Origin of the sequence: Micromonospora sp. URMC 103, from assembly GCF_051386435.1 — a bacterium.
Classification (GTDB): Bacteria; Actinomycetota; Actinomycetes; order Mycobacteriales; family Micromonosporaceae; genus Micromonospora.
The window spans coordinates 867,144-882,069 of record NZ_JBPQTR010000005.1 but is presented as its reverse complement, the minus strand read 5'-3'; the positions used below and the strand labels follow the sequence as shown (position 1 = coordinate 882,069).

Here is a 14,926-nt window from a genome sequence, read left to right as displayed (position 1 = left end):
CGCGGCGCGTACGACCGGAAGCTCGTCGACCGCGTGCCCTCCTCGACCGGCCGCCCCTCGGCGTCCGGCCGGCCGCGCTCCACGCGGTCACGAAAACGGCGGAACCGGTCGCCGACCGGCCGGTCCGGACTCACGACGACCCACCCCCCACGAACGCGACCACGGCGCCGGCCGCCATGGCAAGGGCGGCCAGGCCGGCCCGCTTCCACATCTTCGGCAGGTCCCGCGTGGTGACCACCGGGTCCGGCGGCAGCCCGTACACCTCCGGCTCGTCGAGCAGCAGGAAGAACGCGCCGTCGCCGCCGACGCCGTCGGTCGGGTCGTGACCGTAGAGCCGCGCCTCGGGCACCCCCCGGTCGTGGAGGGTGGCGACCCGGGCCGCGGCCCGCTCCCGCAACTCGTCGAGCGGCCCGTACTGGATCGACTCGGTGGGGCAGGCCTGCGCGCACGCCGGGGTCTTGTCGGCGCCGATGCGGTCGTAGCAGAGCGTGCACTTCCACGCCCGGCCGTCACCCTTGCGCTGGTCGATCACCCCGTACGGGCAGGCCGAGATGCAGTAACCGCAGCCGTTGCAGATGTCCTCCTGCACCACCACCGTGCCGAACTCGGTGCGGAACAGCGAGCCGGTGGGGCACACGTCGAGGCAGGCGGCGTGCGTGCAGTGCTTGCACACGTCGGACATCATCAGCCAGCGGAAGTCGCTGCGCGTCTCCGCGCCGGTCGCCCGCCCCGGCGGCTGCGAGCCGGGCATGCCCAGGAACTCGGGCCCGGCGGCCATCCGCGCCGCCGCCTCCGGCGAACCGGGCGGCACCCCCGGATCGGTGCCCGTCGGGTTGCCGGTCGTCGCGCCGACCGCCGCCGAGTCGGCGCTGACCGGGCCGTCGGTCGGGTTGCCGGCGAACGGCGGCGTGCGGTGCCCCGCGGGGCGCGGCTGCTCGATGAAGGCGACGTGCCGCCACGAGTTCGCCGTCAACGCGCCCGTGTTGTCGTACGACATGCCGAGCAGGTCCAGACCGGACGTCGGGACGTCGTTCCACTCCTTGCACGCCACCTCGCACGCCTTGCAGCCGATGCAGATGCTCGTGTCGGTGAAGAAACCCATCCGCGGCGGCGCCTCGGACCAGCCGGCCTCCGGTGCCGGGTCGAGCGGGCCGTAGAGGCTGTTCCGGTCAGGAATCATCGCGCGTCTCCACAACGCCGGGGGTGACCACCGGCGCGCGCCGGCCCGGCACGATGCCGGCACGCTGCCGGTAGGCCTCGACCAGCTCGAGCAGGGCCGCGCCGGTGGGCCGGCGGCCGGGCCGGATGTCGCACGTGCCCACCTTGCTCTCCTGGATCAGCACGTTCGGGTCGAGGGTGATCCCGAACAGGTCGTTGGCCGAGTCGCCGGTGACCAGCCCCTCGAAACCGAAGTGGTACGGCAGCCAGATCTGGTGGATCACCCGGCCGTCCACCCGCAACGGGGTGAGCCGGTCGGTGACGAGCGCCTTCGCCTCGATCACGGCGCGGCCGCTGACCAGGTGCGCCCAGCCCAGATGCGTGAGGCCCACCTCCGCGGCCAGCTCCGGGGACACCTCCACGAACATCTCCGGCTGCAACTCGGCCAGCGGCGGCACCGTCCGGCTCATCCCGCCCGCCGTGTGGTGCTCGGTGAGCCGGCTGACCGTGAACACGTACGGGAACACCGAGGAGTGCTCCTCCGGCGGGCTCGGGTTCACCGAGTTCACCGGGTGCGTGTACACCTTGCGGGTCGGGTTGGCCTGCTGCCCGTACAGCGGGTTGCGCAGCGGCGACTCGGCCGGCTCGTAGTGCGTCGGCATCGGCCCGTCCACGACCCCGCTCGGCGCGTACAGCCAGGCCTTCCCGTCGCCCTGCATCACGAACGCGTCGTCGCCGGCGATCCCCGCCGGCCCCGACGTGCCCGGCTCCGGCCGGTACGACGGCGGCTTCGTCTTCTCGAAGTCCGGCACGTCGTAGCCGGTCCACTCGCCCTTCTCCTCGTCCCACCAGACGTACTTCTTCCGCTCGCTCCACGGCCGGCCCTGCGGGTCGGCGGAGGCGCGGTTGTACAGCGTCCGGCGGTTCGCCGGCCACGCCCAGCCCCACTCCCCGGCCACCCAGTTCTGCTCGTGGCGGGACTTGCGGCGCGCGGCCTGGTTCACCCCGTCGGCGTACACGCCGCTGTAGATCCAGCAGCCCATCGCCGTCGAGCCGTCGTCCTTGGACTCGGTGAACCCGCCGAGCGGGCGACCGGTGGCCACGTCGTACCCGTTGATCTCGTAGAGCACCGCCTCGCCGCTCGGCTCCTCCAGCGGCCCGTGCGTCGGGTAGTTCCAGTTCAGGTCGAGCAGCGCCCGGTCGCGTGGCTTGTCCGAGCCGGCCAGCTTCTCCCGCAGCTTCCGACCCAGGTGGTAGAAGAACCACAGCTCCGAGCGGGCGTCGCCCGGCGGCTCCACGGCCTTCTCGCGCCACTGGAGCATCCGCTGCGTCTGCGTGAACGTGCCCTCCTTCTCCACGTGCGACGCGGCGGGCAGGAAGAACACCTCCGTGCGGCACTCCTCCGGCACGATCTCGCCGGTGGCCACCTCCGGGCCGTTCTTCCAGAACGTGGCGCTCTCGATCATGAACAGGTCGCGGACCACGAGCCAGTCCAGGTTGGCCATGCCGAGCCGCTGGGCGCGGCCGTGCGCCGAGCCCACGGCCGGGTTCTGACCGAGCAGGAAGTAGCCCTTCACCTTGCCGTCGATCATGTTGAGCACCTGCTGGTAGGTGCCGTGGTCGCCGGTCATCCGCGGCATGTAGCCGTAGCAGAAGTCGTTCTCCGGCGTGGCCGCGTCACCCCAGTACGCCTTCAGCAGGCTCGCGCAGTAGGCGCGGGCGTTGCCCCAGAAGCCCTTCTGCCCCGGGTGGCGGATGCTGTTCGCCCAGTCGTCGAACGTCACGTGGTTCGCGTGGTGCGGCATCGGCAGGTAGCCGGGCAGCAGGTTGAACAGCGTCGGGATGTCCGTCGAGCCCTGGATGCTCGCGTGCCCGCGCAGGGCCAGCACGCCGCCACCGGGGCGGCCGATGTTGCCCAGCAGGGTCTGGATGATCGCACCGGTGCGGATGTACTGCACACCGACGCTGTGCTGCGTCCAGCCCACCGAGTAGATGAGCACGCCGGTGCGCTCCCGGCCGGAGTTCTCCGTCCACGCCCGGGCCAGTTCGAGGAACTTCTCCTGCGGGATGCCGCAGATCCGCTCCACCATCTCCGGCGTGTAGCGCGCGTAGTGCCGCTTCAGGATCTGGTAGACGCAGCGCGGATGCTGCAACGTGTCGTCCCGCTGCGTACGACCCTCTATCGGCGCCCCGTGCGACTCGTGGCGCAGCCCGGCCGCGGTCTCCCGCTCCTCGCTGGTGTCGCTCGACCCGGAGGTGTCCTCCTGCCCCGCGTACTGCCAGCTCATCTGGTCGTACGCCCCGGTCTCCGGGTTGAAGCCGGAGAAGATGCCGTCACCGTCCTCGGCGTCGACGAACTCGTCGGTGACGATCGTCGCCGCGTTCGTGTACGCCAGCACGTACTCCCGGAAGTCCAGCTCGTTCTCCAGGATGTAGCGCACCACCCCGCCGAGCAGGGCGATGTCCGTGCCCGCCCGGATCGGCAGGTACGTGTCGGCCAGCGCGCTCGTGCGGGTGAACCGCGGGTCCACGTGGAAGACCTTGGCGCCGCGGAGCTTCGCCTCCATCACCCACTGGAAACCCACCGGGTGGGCCTCGGCCATGTTCGAGCCCTGGATGACGACGACGTCAGCGTTGGCGACGTCCTGCTGGAAGTCCGTGGCGCCACCGCGACCGAAGCTGGTCCCCAGACCGGGGACGGTTGCGGAGTGTCAAATACGGGCCTGGTTCTCGATCTGGAGCGCCCCCATCGCCGTGAACAGCTTCTTGATGAGGTAGTTCTCCTCGTTGTCCAGCGTCGCCCCGCCGAGGCTGGAGATGCCCAGCGTGCGGTTGAGCGGCCGGCCCTCGTCGTCGACGTCCTCCCAGGTCTCCTCGCGCGCGGCGAGCACCCGGTCGGCGATCATGTCGAGCGCGACGTCGAGATCCAGATCCTCCCACTCCGTGCCGTACGGCCGGCGGTAGCGGACCTTGGTCTGGCGCAGCGGGCTCGTCACCAGGCTCTTGCTGGCCGCGCCCTTCGGACACAACCGGCCGCGGGAGATCGGGCTGTCCGGGTCACCCTCGATCTGGGTGACCCGCCCGTCCTTGACGAACACCTTCTGCCCGCAGCCGACCGCGCAGTACGGGCACACCGACCGCGCCATGCTGTCGGCCGTCTCCGTGCGCGCCGTCAACTCCGCCGAGCGAGCCGACTGCGACGCCGCGCCGCGCCCGAGCGGGTCGGTGCCGGCGAGCTGCCGGTACACCGGCCAGCCCTCGATGAAGGTACGCAGACCCACCGCGACACCTCCCTCCGACCGTCGACGCCGACCCCATGAACATAAGCCAGCCGGCGCCGCCCCGCGACCAGAGCCCACGGATTTCCGATCTCGCTTCGGTTTCCGTGCGGCCACGTAGCCCTATCGTGGGAGGCGCGGACAGACAGCGCCGCCCCGAGCCGGGTGGCTCGGGGCGGCGCTGGGGTGTCGGTGTGCAGGTCGCCTCTCGGCGCGTGGCACGAACGCGGCTCCAGCCGAACGGTATTCCGCGACGGCAGTTATCAGGTGAGGCCCGGGGACACTGGGCACACCGACACCCCACACAACCTACCCACGCCCCCGCTTGTTCCCACCTGCCGAAACGCCGCTGGCCGGCACCCTCGCGGGGTGCCGGCCAGCGGTCGTTGCGTGCTTGTGTGGTTGTCAGCTGTTCCAGTGCTGGGCGACGAGGTCGGCGGCCTGCTGTTCCCACTGGGCGTACGCGTCGGGGTAGGCGGAGACCTGTACCGTCTGCGCGGCCTGGGTCAGCGGCATGTCGTGCCAGCCGTCGATCTGCTTGAGGCCCTTCTGGAAGGCCATGGTGGAGTACTCGGGGTCGGTGATCTGCTCCGGCGTGCCCCAACCCGAGCTCGGGCGCTGTTGGAACAGGCCCAGCGAGTCGTGGTCGTTGGCGTCACCCAGGTGACCCAGGTTCTCCAGCTTCGACTCCTGCAGGCTCGTGGCGATGGAGATGACCGCGGCCCGCTCGTCGAGGCCGGACTTCTTCGTCGCGGCGATGATGGCCTTGGCGTTGTTGGTCTGCTCGTCGTCCAGGGCGATGTGCGACTGGGCGCCCTGGGTGCCGTGCGGGATCAGCTTGGCCTTGTCCACGGCCGGCTTGTCAGCCTGCACCACAGCGACGGGCTTCATGTCATGACTCGGGGCGGCGGCATGGGCGGCGATGGGGCCGGCGGCGACACCGGTGGTGAACGCCAGACCAGCGATACCCAGCACACTCTTACGCAGCATCGTGTTCTTCATGATGGTGTTCATGGGGGAAAGCTCCTTTGGGGGTGAGACACCCACACGCCTCGGGGGGCGGCTGTGTGTGGGCGGGTGTGAGCACCAGCAGAGGCGCTCGGAAAGTCTGTGACCGGGCGTGCCTGGGATGGCTTACGTCCGGGAGGGTCGGTGAGAACTCGCGGGGGCGGTCTCACGCTGACCGTGTCCAGCGCGGGTGGGCGGGGGTGCTCCACCGCGCCGGGTCCATGTGTAACGACCGGCGGCCCGCCATCATTCCGGGGCCTGGCCGCCCGCGTCTGCGGGGCTGCTTCCTCGGCCGTCGGGGGTAGTCAACGCCCCCGACCCGCCGACGATTCCGGCCCCGGGATGCCACCGGTCACACCCCCAAACCGGGCACCACCGCCCAGCCGACGTGACCGGGTGAGAACCGAACCGGACACCCGGCCCTAGACAGCCCACACGACCGGCCGCTCGCGGACGGGCCGGGCACACCGGCAAGCCCGCCGGGCACTGAACCGGACATCCACCCCCGCCCACCGACCGGCGGAGGCATGATCGACTCCACTTCCAGGAAGGCGCGGTATCAATCCCGGGCGGACACCGCGACATCAAGGAAGACGAGTCGATCAACACCGTCGGACCTCGCCACATCGGCGGAACGGTGTGGATCAAGGGGGCCCAGGGGCATCCCCCGGGCGTCCGCGCCGCCGCCCCCGGGGTCGGTACGCGCGCGATCGCCCCGGCGGGCGCTACCCTGACACCATGCAGGGCGCCTCACCCACCGTCGCCGGCGTGGCCTTCCTGGCCCGCCCGGGTCGCCCCGCCGTCGTCACCCGCACCCTCACGGAGCTCACCGGTCCCACCCGCGGTGTCGTCGAGCTTCCGGTACGGCTGATGTGGAACGCGGACCGCACGTTCGACCTCGGCGACCCGGACCAGCTGCTCTGGCTGTACGAGAACGTGCTGCGCGAGACCACCCGCGCGGAGGACCTTCGCCAGTTGGTCGACGGGCGCACCCTGCGCCGGGTGTGGCGGCTGCTGAACCTGCCCCGCGGCGTGCGCCAGGCGTGGGAGAGTCGCCACCGCGCACTGCGTACGGCGTGAACACCCCGCACCTGCACGACTTCTACCGCGAGGTGGCCCGGGTGGCCCTCACGGCGGCCGGCCCGCACCGGTTCGTGCTCGGCGGGGGCGTGGCCTGGGCGGCACACGGGCTGGTGGCCCGCCCCACCGAGGACGTGGATCTCTTCGCCGACGTGGAGGGCGCCGCCGCGGCGGCCGCGGCCGGTGTGCGTACGGCGCTGGAGCGCGCGGGTTTCGACGTCGCCGACGCCGACCCGGACGGCGACCTCGGCGACCTCTTCGACGGGTACGGGCAGGACATGAAGGACTTCGTGGTGAGCCGGGACGGCCGGCAGATCCGGTTGAGCCTGGCCCGCCTCGACCGGCACCGCAGCCCCGTGGTCATGGACCTCGGGCCGGTGATGGACGTGCGCGACCTGGTGGCCAACAAGATCGCTGCCCTGGTCAACCGGCGTGAGGTGCGCGACTACATCGACGTCTCGGCCGCCCTCGACCACTACGACGTGGCGGAGCTGCTGGCGCTCGCCCGCCAGGTCGACCCGGCGCTGGACCCGGAGGACGTCCGCGCCGCGGGCCGCTACCTGGACCGCATCCCCGCCCAGCGGTTCGCCCGCTACGGTCTCGACGCCGCGGCCGTCACCCGCGTCCGCGAACGCCTCGCGGCCTGGCCCCGCTGACCGCCCACGCCCGGCGGCCCCGGGTGGTCACCCGGAGCCGCCGGCGGCGGCCAACGGACGTCACTTGGTGGGGCGGCCGCCCGTGACGCCCAGGATCTCCCCCGTGACGTAGCTCGACTCCTGCGAGGCGAAGAAGACGTACGCGGGGGCCAGCTCGGCGGGCTGCCCGGGGCGACCCATCGGGGTGTCCTTGCCGAACTCCTTCACCTGCTCCTCCGGCATGGTCGCCGGGATCAGCGGCGTCCAGATCGGGCCGGGCGCCACGGCGTTCACCCGGATGCCCTGCTCGGCGAGGTCCGCGGCGAGAGCCTTGGTGAAGTTCGCGATCCCCGCCTTCGTGGTGGCGTAGTCGAGCAGCTGCGGCGACGGGTCGAACGCCTGGATCGACGTGGTGTTGATGATGGCCGACCCCTTCGGCAGGTGCGGGACGGCCGCCTTGCAGAGCCAGAACATCGCGTACAGGTTCGTCTTGAGGACCCGGTCGAACTGCTCGGTGCTGATGCCGAGGATGCCCTTGTCCTGCGCCATCTGGTACGCCGCGTTGTTGACCAGGATGTCGATGCCGCCCAGGTCGCTCAGCGCCCGCTCGACCAGGTGGCGGCAGTGCTCCTCGTCGGTGAGGTCGCCGCGCACGGCGACGCCACGGCGGCCCGCCTCCTCGACCAGCCGCACCGTCTCCCGGGCGTCGGCGTCCTCCTCCTCGCCCAGATACGAGATCAGCACGTCGGCGCCCTCCCGGGCGAACGCGATCGCGATGGCCCGGCCGATGCCCGAGTCACCTCCGGTGATCACCGCGCGCTTGCCCTGGAGCTTGCCGCTGCCCCGGTACGACTCCTCGCCGTGATCCGGCTTCGGCGTCATCTCCCCCGTCGCCCCCGGCGGCGACTGCTGCTGGCCGGGCTGGCCGGACTGCTGGCCGTACTGCCTGGTCGGGTCCTGCTGGGTGTACTGGTCCTCACTCACCGCTGTCTCCTCGCACCTGCGGATCCGGTCCGCGTGGATCCGGTCCCCGACGGCCGTACCCTCCGGTCGCCCGGAGAAACGAGAACGCCGGGGCTGCCGTGGCGGGAGTGACAAGCGGTCGTTATGGTGCGCGAGGCGCCCACGAGGCGCGTCCACCCCCATGGAAGGGCACGTCATGACCTCTCCCTCCGGCCCGTCGCGCCGTCAGGTGCTCGTCGCCGCCGCCGCGGCGGCGGCCGCACCGCTCGTCGCCGCCGCCCCGGCCGAGGCGGCCGCGCGGCCACGCACCTGGGACCTCACCCTCCTGGGTACCTCGGACACCCACGGCAACGTCTACAACTGGGACTACTACCGCGACGCCGAGTACGACGACAGCAAGCACAACGACATCGGCGTCGCGAAGCTGGCCACCCTGATCAACCAGATCCGGGCCGAGCGTCGCGGCAAGGCCACGCTCGTGCTCGACGCCGGCGACACGATCCAGGGCACCCCGCTGGCCACCTTCTACGCCAAGCAGGAGCCGATCACCACCACCGGTGAGAAGCACCCGATGGCGCGGGCCATGAACATCATCGACTACGACGCCGTCACGTTGGGCAACCACGAGTTCAACTACGGTCTGCCCCTGCTGGACCGCTGGATCCGCCAGCTCGGCTTCCCGGCCCTGGCCGCCAACGCCGTCAACGTGAAGACCGGCAAGCCGGCCTTCCTGCCGTACGTCATCAAGAAGGTCTCCCTCGGCTTCGCGGCGCCGACCCTGCGGGTCGGCATCCTCGGTCTCACCAACCCCGGCGTGGCCATCTGGGACCGGGGCAACGTCGAGGGCAAGCTCCGCTTCGACGACATGGTCGCGACCGCGGCGAAGTACGTGCCGATCATGCGCGCCCGGGGCGCCGACATCGTGCTCATCTCGGCGCACGGCGGCGACAGCGGCACCTCCAGCTACGGGCCGGAGCTGCCGAACGAGAACCCGGTGGCGCTCATCGCCCAGCAGGTGCCGGGCATCGACGCGATCCTCTTCGGTCACGCCCACAACGAGGTCGTCGAGCGGTTCGTGACCAACGAACGGACCGGGGCGCAGGTGCTGCTCTCCGAGCCGTCGAAGTGGGGCCAGCGGCTCACCCGGATGGACTTCACGCTGGCCCGCGAGCACGGCCGGTGGACGATCACCCGGAAGTCCGCCACGATGCTGAACACGAACACCGTGGTCGAGGACCCGAAGGTCCTGGCCGCCGTGCGCGCCCAGCACCAGAAGACCGTGGCGTACGTGAACCAGGTCGTGGCGCAGGCCACCGTCGAGATGTCCACGGTGGAGTCGCGGTACAAGGACACGCCCATCCTGGACTTCATCAACCACGTCCAGGCCGAGACGGTCACCAAGGCCCTCGCCGGCACCCCGTACGCCGACCTGCCGGTGCTGTCCCAGGCCTCGCCGTTCAGCCGCACGGCGGTCTTCCCCGCCGGCGACGTGAAGATCCGCGACGTGGCGGGGCTCTACGTCTTCGACAACACCCTGGAGGCGGTCGTGCTGACCGGCGCCGAGGTGCGGGCGTACCTGGAGTACTCGGCGAAGTACTTCACCACCCTCGCGCCGGGCGCCCCGGTCGACCTCGAGACCATCAGCGACCCGTCGGTGCCGGACTACAACTACGACGCGCTCTCCGGCGTCGACTACGACATCGACATCTCGAAGCCGGTCGGCCAGCGGATCACCCGCCTCGTGCTGCCCGGCACGGACACGCCGGTGGCGGACGACGCGCAGTTCGTGGTGGCGGTCAACAACTACCGGCGCAGCGGCGGCGGGAACTTCCCCGGCATCGTGAAGACCCAGGTGTACAACGAGCAGCAGGAGATCCGCCAGCTGCTGATCGACTGGGCGCAGGCCAAGGGCACCATCGACCCGGCCGACTTCTTCCAGCCGAACTGGCGGCTCGTGCGCGAGGGCGTGCCGGTCTTCTGACGGCAGCGCTCTTCTGACGGCAACGCAGCGACGGGCCGCGGGCGGAGACGCCCGCGGCCCGTTCCGCGTTCTACGGGCTGTCCCGCGGCCCGATCATGCTCCGGGGCCGGCCCGCGCTCCGCGGCCGGCCCTGGCGAGGCTCACGCGCCGTGCCGCAGGTCCCAGCGTTCCGGACTGTCGCGCGGACGGCCCCGGTCCGGGTCGGTCTCGGTCAGCTCCACCCGGTCCTCGGGGCGTACGGCCGGCGGCAGCTCACCGAACCGGACGTGCCGCAGGAAGGCGTACTCCTCGTCGGTGAACCGCGGTTCGTCACACGTCTCGTCCATCGGCCACCTCCCTCGGCCACGACCATTCTCGCGCCGTCGAGGTGACCCGCGGGACCGTCCGTTCCGTCGTCGCCGGTTCGGCCGGGAGGCCGGAGGGACTCGGGGCTCCCCCGCTTTCCGGCGGGCGCGTCACACCGCGTACGGCATCCTAGGATCCTGGTTTATCGGAAGGGTCGCCAGCGCTGAGGCTCGCCGCTCCGAGCGGGCACGAGCTTTCGGATGAGCTCTCAGGACTGCGGGCGCGCCGACCCGCCCGGCGACCGGGACGCCGGAAGGCGCTCCAGCATGGCCAGGACGGCGCGTACCGACGGGCGCCCGAGCGCCTCGTCGAAGCTGGCCCGCCCCTGGCAGAACCGCACGAACATCCGCCAGCCCGGCGGCGTGGCCACCAGCGCGTGGAAGACCCCCGGCCGGCGCGAGAACAGGTCGAGCAGCCGGTGACCGGCCCGCATCGGCGGCAGCAGCCGCTCGGCGACCGCCCGCTCGTACCCGGCCAGGTCCCTCCGCGCCACCGCCTCCCCCGCCAGCGCGCCCGAGCGCAGCGCGAAGCTGATCCCCTCCCGGCTCCACGGCTCGAGCAGGCCCGCGGCGTCGCCCACGACCAGCACCCGGCCGCGGCGCAGCGGCGAATCCTCGGTGCGGCAACGCGTCAGGTGCCCGGAGTCGTGCGCGGCCGGCGCGTCGGCCAGCCCCAGCCGGTCGACGAACCGCCGCAGGTACTCCCGCGTCCGCTCCCCCTCGCCCCGCGCCGCGATGACGCCGACGGTGAGCCGGTCACCCTTGGGAAACACCCAGGCGTACGACCCCGGCAGCGGCCCCCAGTCGAGCAGGACGTGCCCACGCCACCGCTCCTGCTCCTCCCGCGGCACCTCCAGCTCCACCTCGAGGCCCAGGTCCACCTGCCGGTACGTGACACCCACGTGCCGGGCGGTCACCCCGGACGAGCCGTCCGCCCCGATCACCGTCCGGGCCCGCACGGTCGTGCCGTCGGCCAGCCGCAGGCGTACGCCCTCCGGGTCCTGCTCGATCGCCCGGACCGCGACCCGTTCGCGGACCTCGGCCCCGGCGGCCACCGCGGCCGCCCGCAGCCGGTCGTCGAACTCCTCGCGGCGCACCATGGTCACGAGTGGACCGCCGTGCCGGCGGGTGAACCCACGCCGCCCGTCCCACGTGAACGTCACCCGAGCCGTCCGGTCGTGCGCCGGCACCTCGATCCGGCCCTCGACGGCGGCCAACGAGGTGCCGATCAGACCGCCCCCGCACGTCTTGTAACGCGGGTGCGCGGCCCGCTCGACGACCAGCGTGCGTACGCCCGCGCGGGCGGCGGCGTGCGCGGCGGAGAGCCCCGCGGGGCCGCCTCCCACCACGGCGAGGTCCCAGACGATCACGGGAGCAGCCTAGGGCACCGGACGGCCGCGACGGTTGGCGGCGGGCCCGCCGGAACGAGCGCTCACCCCACGATCGGGTGGGCATCTTCGGTCACGCAGGGGGTAACCGGCGCAGCGCAACCACCTGCGCGAACGCGTACGGGAGCCGAGGAGGAAGCGATGCAGCAGGTGCAACTGTCGGACATCGAGGAACGGGTGTACCAGGCCGTCACGGCGCTGGAGGCTCGCGGCCAGGTGCCGTACCCCGACATGATCGCCGAGGAGTCCGGCCTCACCCAGGAAGAGCTGCAGGCGCCGCTGCACCTGCTCACCGAGAAGAACCTGCTGCACCGGGAGGACTCCCCGATGGCCGGGCTCGACTTCGGCCCGCGGTTCTGCGCCCGCCAGATGGCGTGACCGGCGACCGTCCACGACGATTCGCCCCCCGGTGACCGGGGTAGCGGTCAGGAATGCATGATCGACGGTCAACGGGGGGCACGATGAGCGCGGCGGGTGCGCCGCAACCGGCCGACATCGACCCGGCCGAGAACCGGCGACGCTGGCGGGCGCTCGGCGTCGGCCTGGTCGCCGCGTTCATGACGCTGCTCGACGTCAGCATCGTCAACGTGGCGGTGCCGTCCCTCGACCGCGCCCTGCACGCCTCCCCCAGCGACCTGCAGTGGGTGCTCTCCGGGTACGCCCTGACCTTCGGCCTCGCCCTGGTGCCCGCCGGGCGTTTCGGCGACGCCCGCGGCCGGCGCAACGCGTTCGTCTTCGGCATCGCGCTGTTCACCGTCACCAGCGCGCTGGCCGGCCTCGCCCCGTCCGCCGCCTGGCTGGTCGTCGCCCGGCTCCTCCAGGGCGCCGCCGCCGGCATCGTGAACCCCCAGGTCACCGGAGTCATCCAGGAGATGTTCCGTGGGCCGGAACGCGCCCGGCCGTTCGGGCTGCTCGGCGCCACCATCGGCATCTCCACGGCGGTCGGCCCCCTGCTCGGCGGGCTGCTCATCGCGCTCGGCGGGCCGGAGCACGGCTGGCGGTACGTCTTCTTCGTCAACGTGCCGGTCGGCATCGTCGCCGTCATCCTCGGCTGGCGGCTGCTGCCGAGCCGGGCGAAGGGCCACGGCGACCAGCACCGACTCGACCCCGTCGGGGTGGCGCTGCTCGGCATCGGGGTGCTGCTCGTGCTGCTGCCGCTCGTACAGGAGCAGCAGTGGCACGGGCTGTGGAAGTGGGCGCTCATCCCGGCCGGCCTGCTCGTCCTCGCCGGCTTCGCCGCGTGGGAACGGCGGTACTCGCGACAGCGGCAGCCGCTGTTCGACCTGCGGCTGTTCGAGTTCCGGTCGTACACGCTGGGCTCGCTCATCGCCCTGATCTACTTCGGCGGGTTCACGGCCATCTTCTTCATCTTCACGCTCTTCCTTCAGAACGGGCACGGGTACAGCCCACTCGTCGCCGGCCTCGCCATCACCCCGTTCGCGCTCGGCTCGGCAGCCGCCTCGGCGCTCGGCGGACGGATCGTGAACCGATTCGGGCGTCCCCTCGTCGCCATCGGGCTCCTCGCCGTGGTGCTCGGTCTCGCCGGCACCGGGCTCACCCTGCGCCTGTTCCCCGACGCGCCGGTGCCCTGGGTGACCGCCGGTCCGCTGCTCCTCGCCGGCATCGGCAGCGGCTTCGTCATCGCGCCCAACCAGACGCTCACCCTCGCCGAGGTTCCGGTGCCGCAGGCCGGCAGCGGAGCCGGCATGCTGCAGACCGGACAGCGGATCGGATCGGCCGCCGGCATCGCGGCCGTCGGGTCGGTCTTCTTCGCCGCGCTCGCCAGCAGCCACGGCAACTGGACGACCGCGTTCGAGCAGTCCCTCATGATGGCCACCGTGATCATCGCCCTGGGCCTGATCGCCGCAATCGTCGACATCATCCTCGGTCGTCGACACTCCTGATCCGGGTCCGGACATGCCACCGGCCGGGTCCCCGTGGTGGGGACCCGGCCGGTGATCGGATGGGTCAGCTGTTCCAGTACTGGGCGACGAGGTCGGCGGCCTGCTGTTCCCACTGGGCGTACGCGTCGGGGTAGGCGGAGACCTGTACCGTCTGCGCGGCTTCGGTGAGGGGCATGTCGTGCCAGCCGTCGATCTGCTTGAGGCCCTTCTGGAAGGCCATGGTGGAGTACTCGGGGTCGGTGATCTGCTCCGGCGTGCCCCAACCCGAGCTCGGGCGTTGCTGGAACAGGCCCAGCGAGTCGTGGTCGTTGGCGTCACCGAGGTGACCCAGGTTCTCCAGCTTGGACTCCTGCAGGCTGGTGGCGATGGAGATGACCGCGGCCCGCTCGTCGAGGCCGGACTTCTTCGTCGCGGCGATGATGGCCTTGGCGTTGTTGGTCTGCTCGTCGTCCAGGGCGATGTGCGACTGGGCGCCCTGGGTGCCGTGCGGGATCAGCTTGGCCTTGTCCACGGCCGGCTTGTCGGCCTGCACCACGGCGACGGGCTTCATGTCGTGACTCGGGGCGGCGTGGGCGGCGATGGGGCCGGCGGCGACACCGGTGGTGAACGCCAGACCAGCGATACCCAGCACGCTCTTACGCAGCATCGTGTTCTTCATGATGGTGTTCATGGGGGAAAGCTCCTTTGGGGGTGAGACACCCACACGCCTCGGGGGGCGGCTGTGTGTGGGCGGGTGTGAGCACCAACAGAGGCGCCCTTTCGTGAAACAGAAAGTCTGTGCGGGCGTGCCCTTGGGGGGTGGCTAACGCCCGGGGGAACGGCACGGGTGGGCGGGGGTGCTCCACCGCGCCGGGTCCATGTGTAACGACCGGCGGCCCGCCATCATTCCGGGGCCTGGCCGCCCGCGTCTGCGGGGCTGCTTCCTCGGCCGTCGGGGTTAGTCAACGCCCCCGACCCGGCGGCGATTCCGGCCCCACGATGCCACCGGTCACACCGTCAAACCGGGCAAGACCGGCCAGACGACACGGCCGCACCGAACCCCAACCGGACACAGGCCCCACGCGCCCCAAGCGGCCCGGCCGGACATGATCGACTCCGTTTCACCGAACTGGCGGTATCCCGACGGCCCGGACACCGCCACATCGCCGGAATGGTGACGATCAAGGCGGTCGGGACGGGACGGCCGG

The 14,926-nt window shown here is 71.7% G+C and carries 12 protein-coding genes; 5 read left to right on the top strand and 7 right to left on the bottom strand.

The genetic code is table 11. The annotated features are described in order from the left end of the window. Positions 1–130: 130 nt before the first annotated feature. The 3 genes from ACSNOA_RS17060 to ACSNOA_RS17050 form a co-directional block, all read right to left on the bottom strand. Positions 131–1,177, bottom strand: coding sequence for a 4Fe-4S dicluster domain-containing protein (locus tag ACSNOA_RS17060; RefSeq protein ID WP_436662330.1), 1,047 nt, complete (start codon positions 1,175–1,177; stop codon positions 131–133). After that, positions 1,170–4,439 carry a formate dehydrogenase gene (fdh, locus tag ACSNOA_RS17055; RefSeq protein ID WP_436659494.1) on the bottom strand — a complete coding sequence of 1,090 codons (3,270 nt, stop codon included), beginning with the start codon at positions 4,437–4,439 and terminating at the stop codon, positions 1,170–1,172. The genes ACSNOA_RS17060 and fdh overlap by 8 nt, the downstream gene beginning before the upstream one ends. A 402-nt stretch (positions 4,440–4,841) precedes the next feature. After that, the gene (locus ACSNOA_RS17050) at positions 4,842–5,438 is read right to left on the bottom strand and encodes a hypothetical protein (protein WP_436662329.1); all 597 of its coding nucleotides are present in this window, start codon (positions 5,436–5,438) and stop codon (positions 4,842–4,844) included. A 744-nt stretch (positions 5,439–6,182) separates the two neighbouring features. Between ACSNOA_RS17050 and ACSNOA_RS17045 the strand changes: the two genes are divergently transcribed. Together ACSNOA_RS17045 and ACSNOA_RS17040 are read left to right on the top strand one after the other, a co-directional pair. Further along, positions 6,183–6,524 carry a hypothetical protein gene (locus tag ACSNOA_RS17045; RefSeq protein WP_436659492.1) on the top strand — a complete coding sequence of 114 codons (342 nt, stop codon included), beginning with the start codon at positions 6,183–6,185 and terminating at the stop codon, positions 6,522–6,524. After that, positions 6,521–7,180, top strand: coding sequence for a nucleotidyl transferase AbiEii/AbiGii toxin family protein (locus tag ACSNOA_RS17040; RefSeq protein WP_436659490.1), 660 nt, complete (start codon positions 6,521–6,523; stop codon positions 7,178–7,180). Before ACSNOA_RS17045 ends, ACSNOA_RS17040 begins: the two co-directional genes overlap by 4 nt. A gap of 60 nt (positions 7,181–7,240) precedes the next feature. On the opposite strand, the gene ACSNOA_RS17035 is transcribed toward ACSNOA_RS17040, so the two are convergent. Next, positions 7,241–8,143 (bottom strand): SDR family oxidoreductase, encoded by a 903-nt coding sequence (locus ACSNOA_RS17035; RefSeq protein WP_436659489.1) that lies wholly within the window; start codon positions 8,141–8,143, stop codon positions 7,241–7,243. Positions 8,144–8,318: 175 nt separating this feature from the next. Between ACSNOA_RS17035 and ACSNOA_RS17030 the strand changes: the two genes are divergently transcribed. Then, a complete protein-coding gene (locus ACSNOA_RS17030) occupies positions 8,319–10,103 on the top strand; it encodes a bifunctional metallophosphatase/5'-nucleotidase (RefSeq protein ID WP_436659487.1) in 1,785 nt (594 codons plus the stop codon). 140 nt (positions 10,104–10,243) lie between these two features. On the opposite strand, the gene ACSNOA_RS17025 is transcribed toward ACSNOA_RS17030, so the two are convergent. Both ACSNOA_RS17025 and ACSNOA_RS17020 read right to left on the bottom strand, forming a co-directional pair. Next, entirely contained in the window at positions 10,244–10,429 is a 186-nt protein-coding gene (locus ACSNOA_RS17025; protein WP_436659485.1) for a hypothetical protein, read from the bottom strand. Between the two features lie 227 nt (positions 10,430–10,656). Further along, entirely contained in the window at positions 10,657–11,817 is a 1,161-nt protein-coding gene (locus ACSNOA_RS17020) for a geranylgeranyl reductase family protein (RefSeq protein ID WP_436659484.1), read from the bottom strand. 159 nt (positions 11,818–11,976) lie between these two features. Between ACSNOA_RS17020 and ACSNOA_RS17015 the strand changes: the two genes are divergently transcribed. Then, a complete protein-coding gene (locus ACSNOA_RS17015) occupies positions 11,977–12,213 on the top strand; it encodes a hypothetical protein (protein ID WP_436659482.1) in 237 nt (78 codons plus the stop codon). Between the two features lie 83 nt (positions 12,214–12,296). Then, positions 12,297–13,739 carry an MFS transporter gene (locus tag ACSNOA_RS17010; RefSeq protein WP_436659480.1) on the top strand — a complete coding sequence of 481 codons (1,443 nt, stop codon included), beginning with the start codon at positions 12,297–12,299 and terminating at the stop codon, positions 13,737–13,739. Positions 13,740–13,803: 64 nt separating this feature from the next. Here ACSNOA_RS17010 and ACSNOA_RS17005 read toward each other — a convergent pair whose 3' ends face one another. Continuing rightward, positions 13,804–14,397 carry a hypothetical protein gene (locus ACSNOA_RS17005; RefSeq protein WP_436662327.1) on the bottom strand — a complete coding sequence of 198 codons (594 nt, stop codon included), beginning with the start codon at positions 14,395–14,397 and terminating at the stop codon, positions 13,804–13,806. Positions 14,398–14,926 lie beyond the last annotated feature (529 nt).

Bases quoted from the DNA above. Each gene is read 5' to 3' on its own strand.
- ACSNOA_RS17015 (WP_436659482.1), top strand. From the start codon at position 11,977: ATGCAGCAGGTGCAACTGTCGGACATCGAGGAACGGGTGTACCAGGCC.
- ACSNOA_RS17045 (WP_436659492.1), top strand. From the start codon at position 6,183: ATGCAGGGCGCCTCACCCACCGTCGCCGGCGTGGCCTTCCTGGCCCGC.
- ACSNOA_RS17010 (WP_436659480.1), top strand. From the start codon at position 12,297: ATGAGCGCGGCGGGTGCGCCGCAACCGGCCGACATCGACCCGGCCGAG.
- ACSNOA_RS17005 (WP_436662327.1), bottom strand. From the start codon at position 14,397: ATGAAGAACACGATGCTGCGTAAGAGCGTGCTGGGTATCGCTGGTCTG.
- ACSNOA_RS17025 (WP_436659485.1), bottom strand. From the start codon at position 10,429: ATGGACGAGACGTGTGACGAACCGCGGTTCACCGACGAGGAGTACGCC.
- ACSNOA_RS17030 (WP_436659487.1), top strand. From the start codon at position 8,319: ATGACCTCTCCCTCCGGCCCGTCGCGCCGTCAGGTGCTCGTCGCCGCC.
- ACSNOA_RS17050 (WP_436662329.1), bottom strand. From the start codon at position 5,438: ATGAAGAACACGATGCTGCGTAAGAGTGTGCTGGGTATCGCTGGTCTG.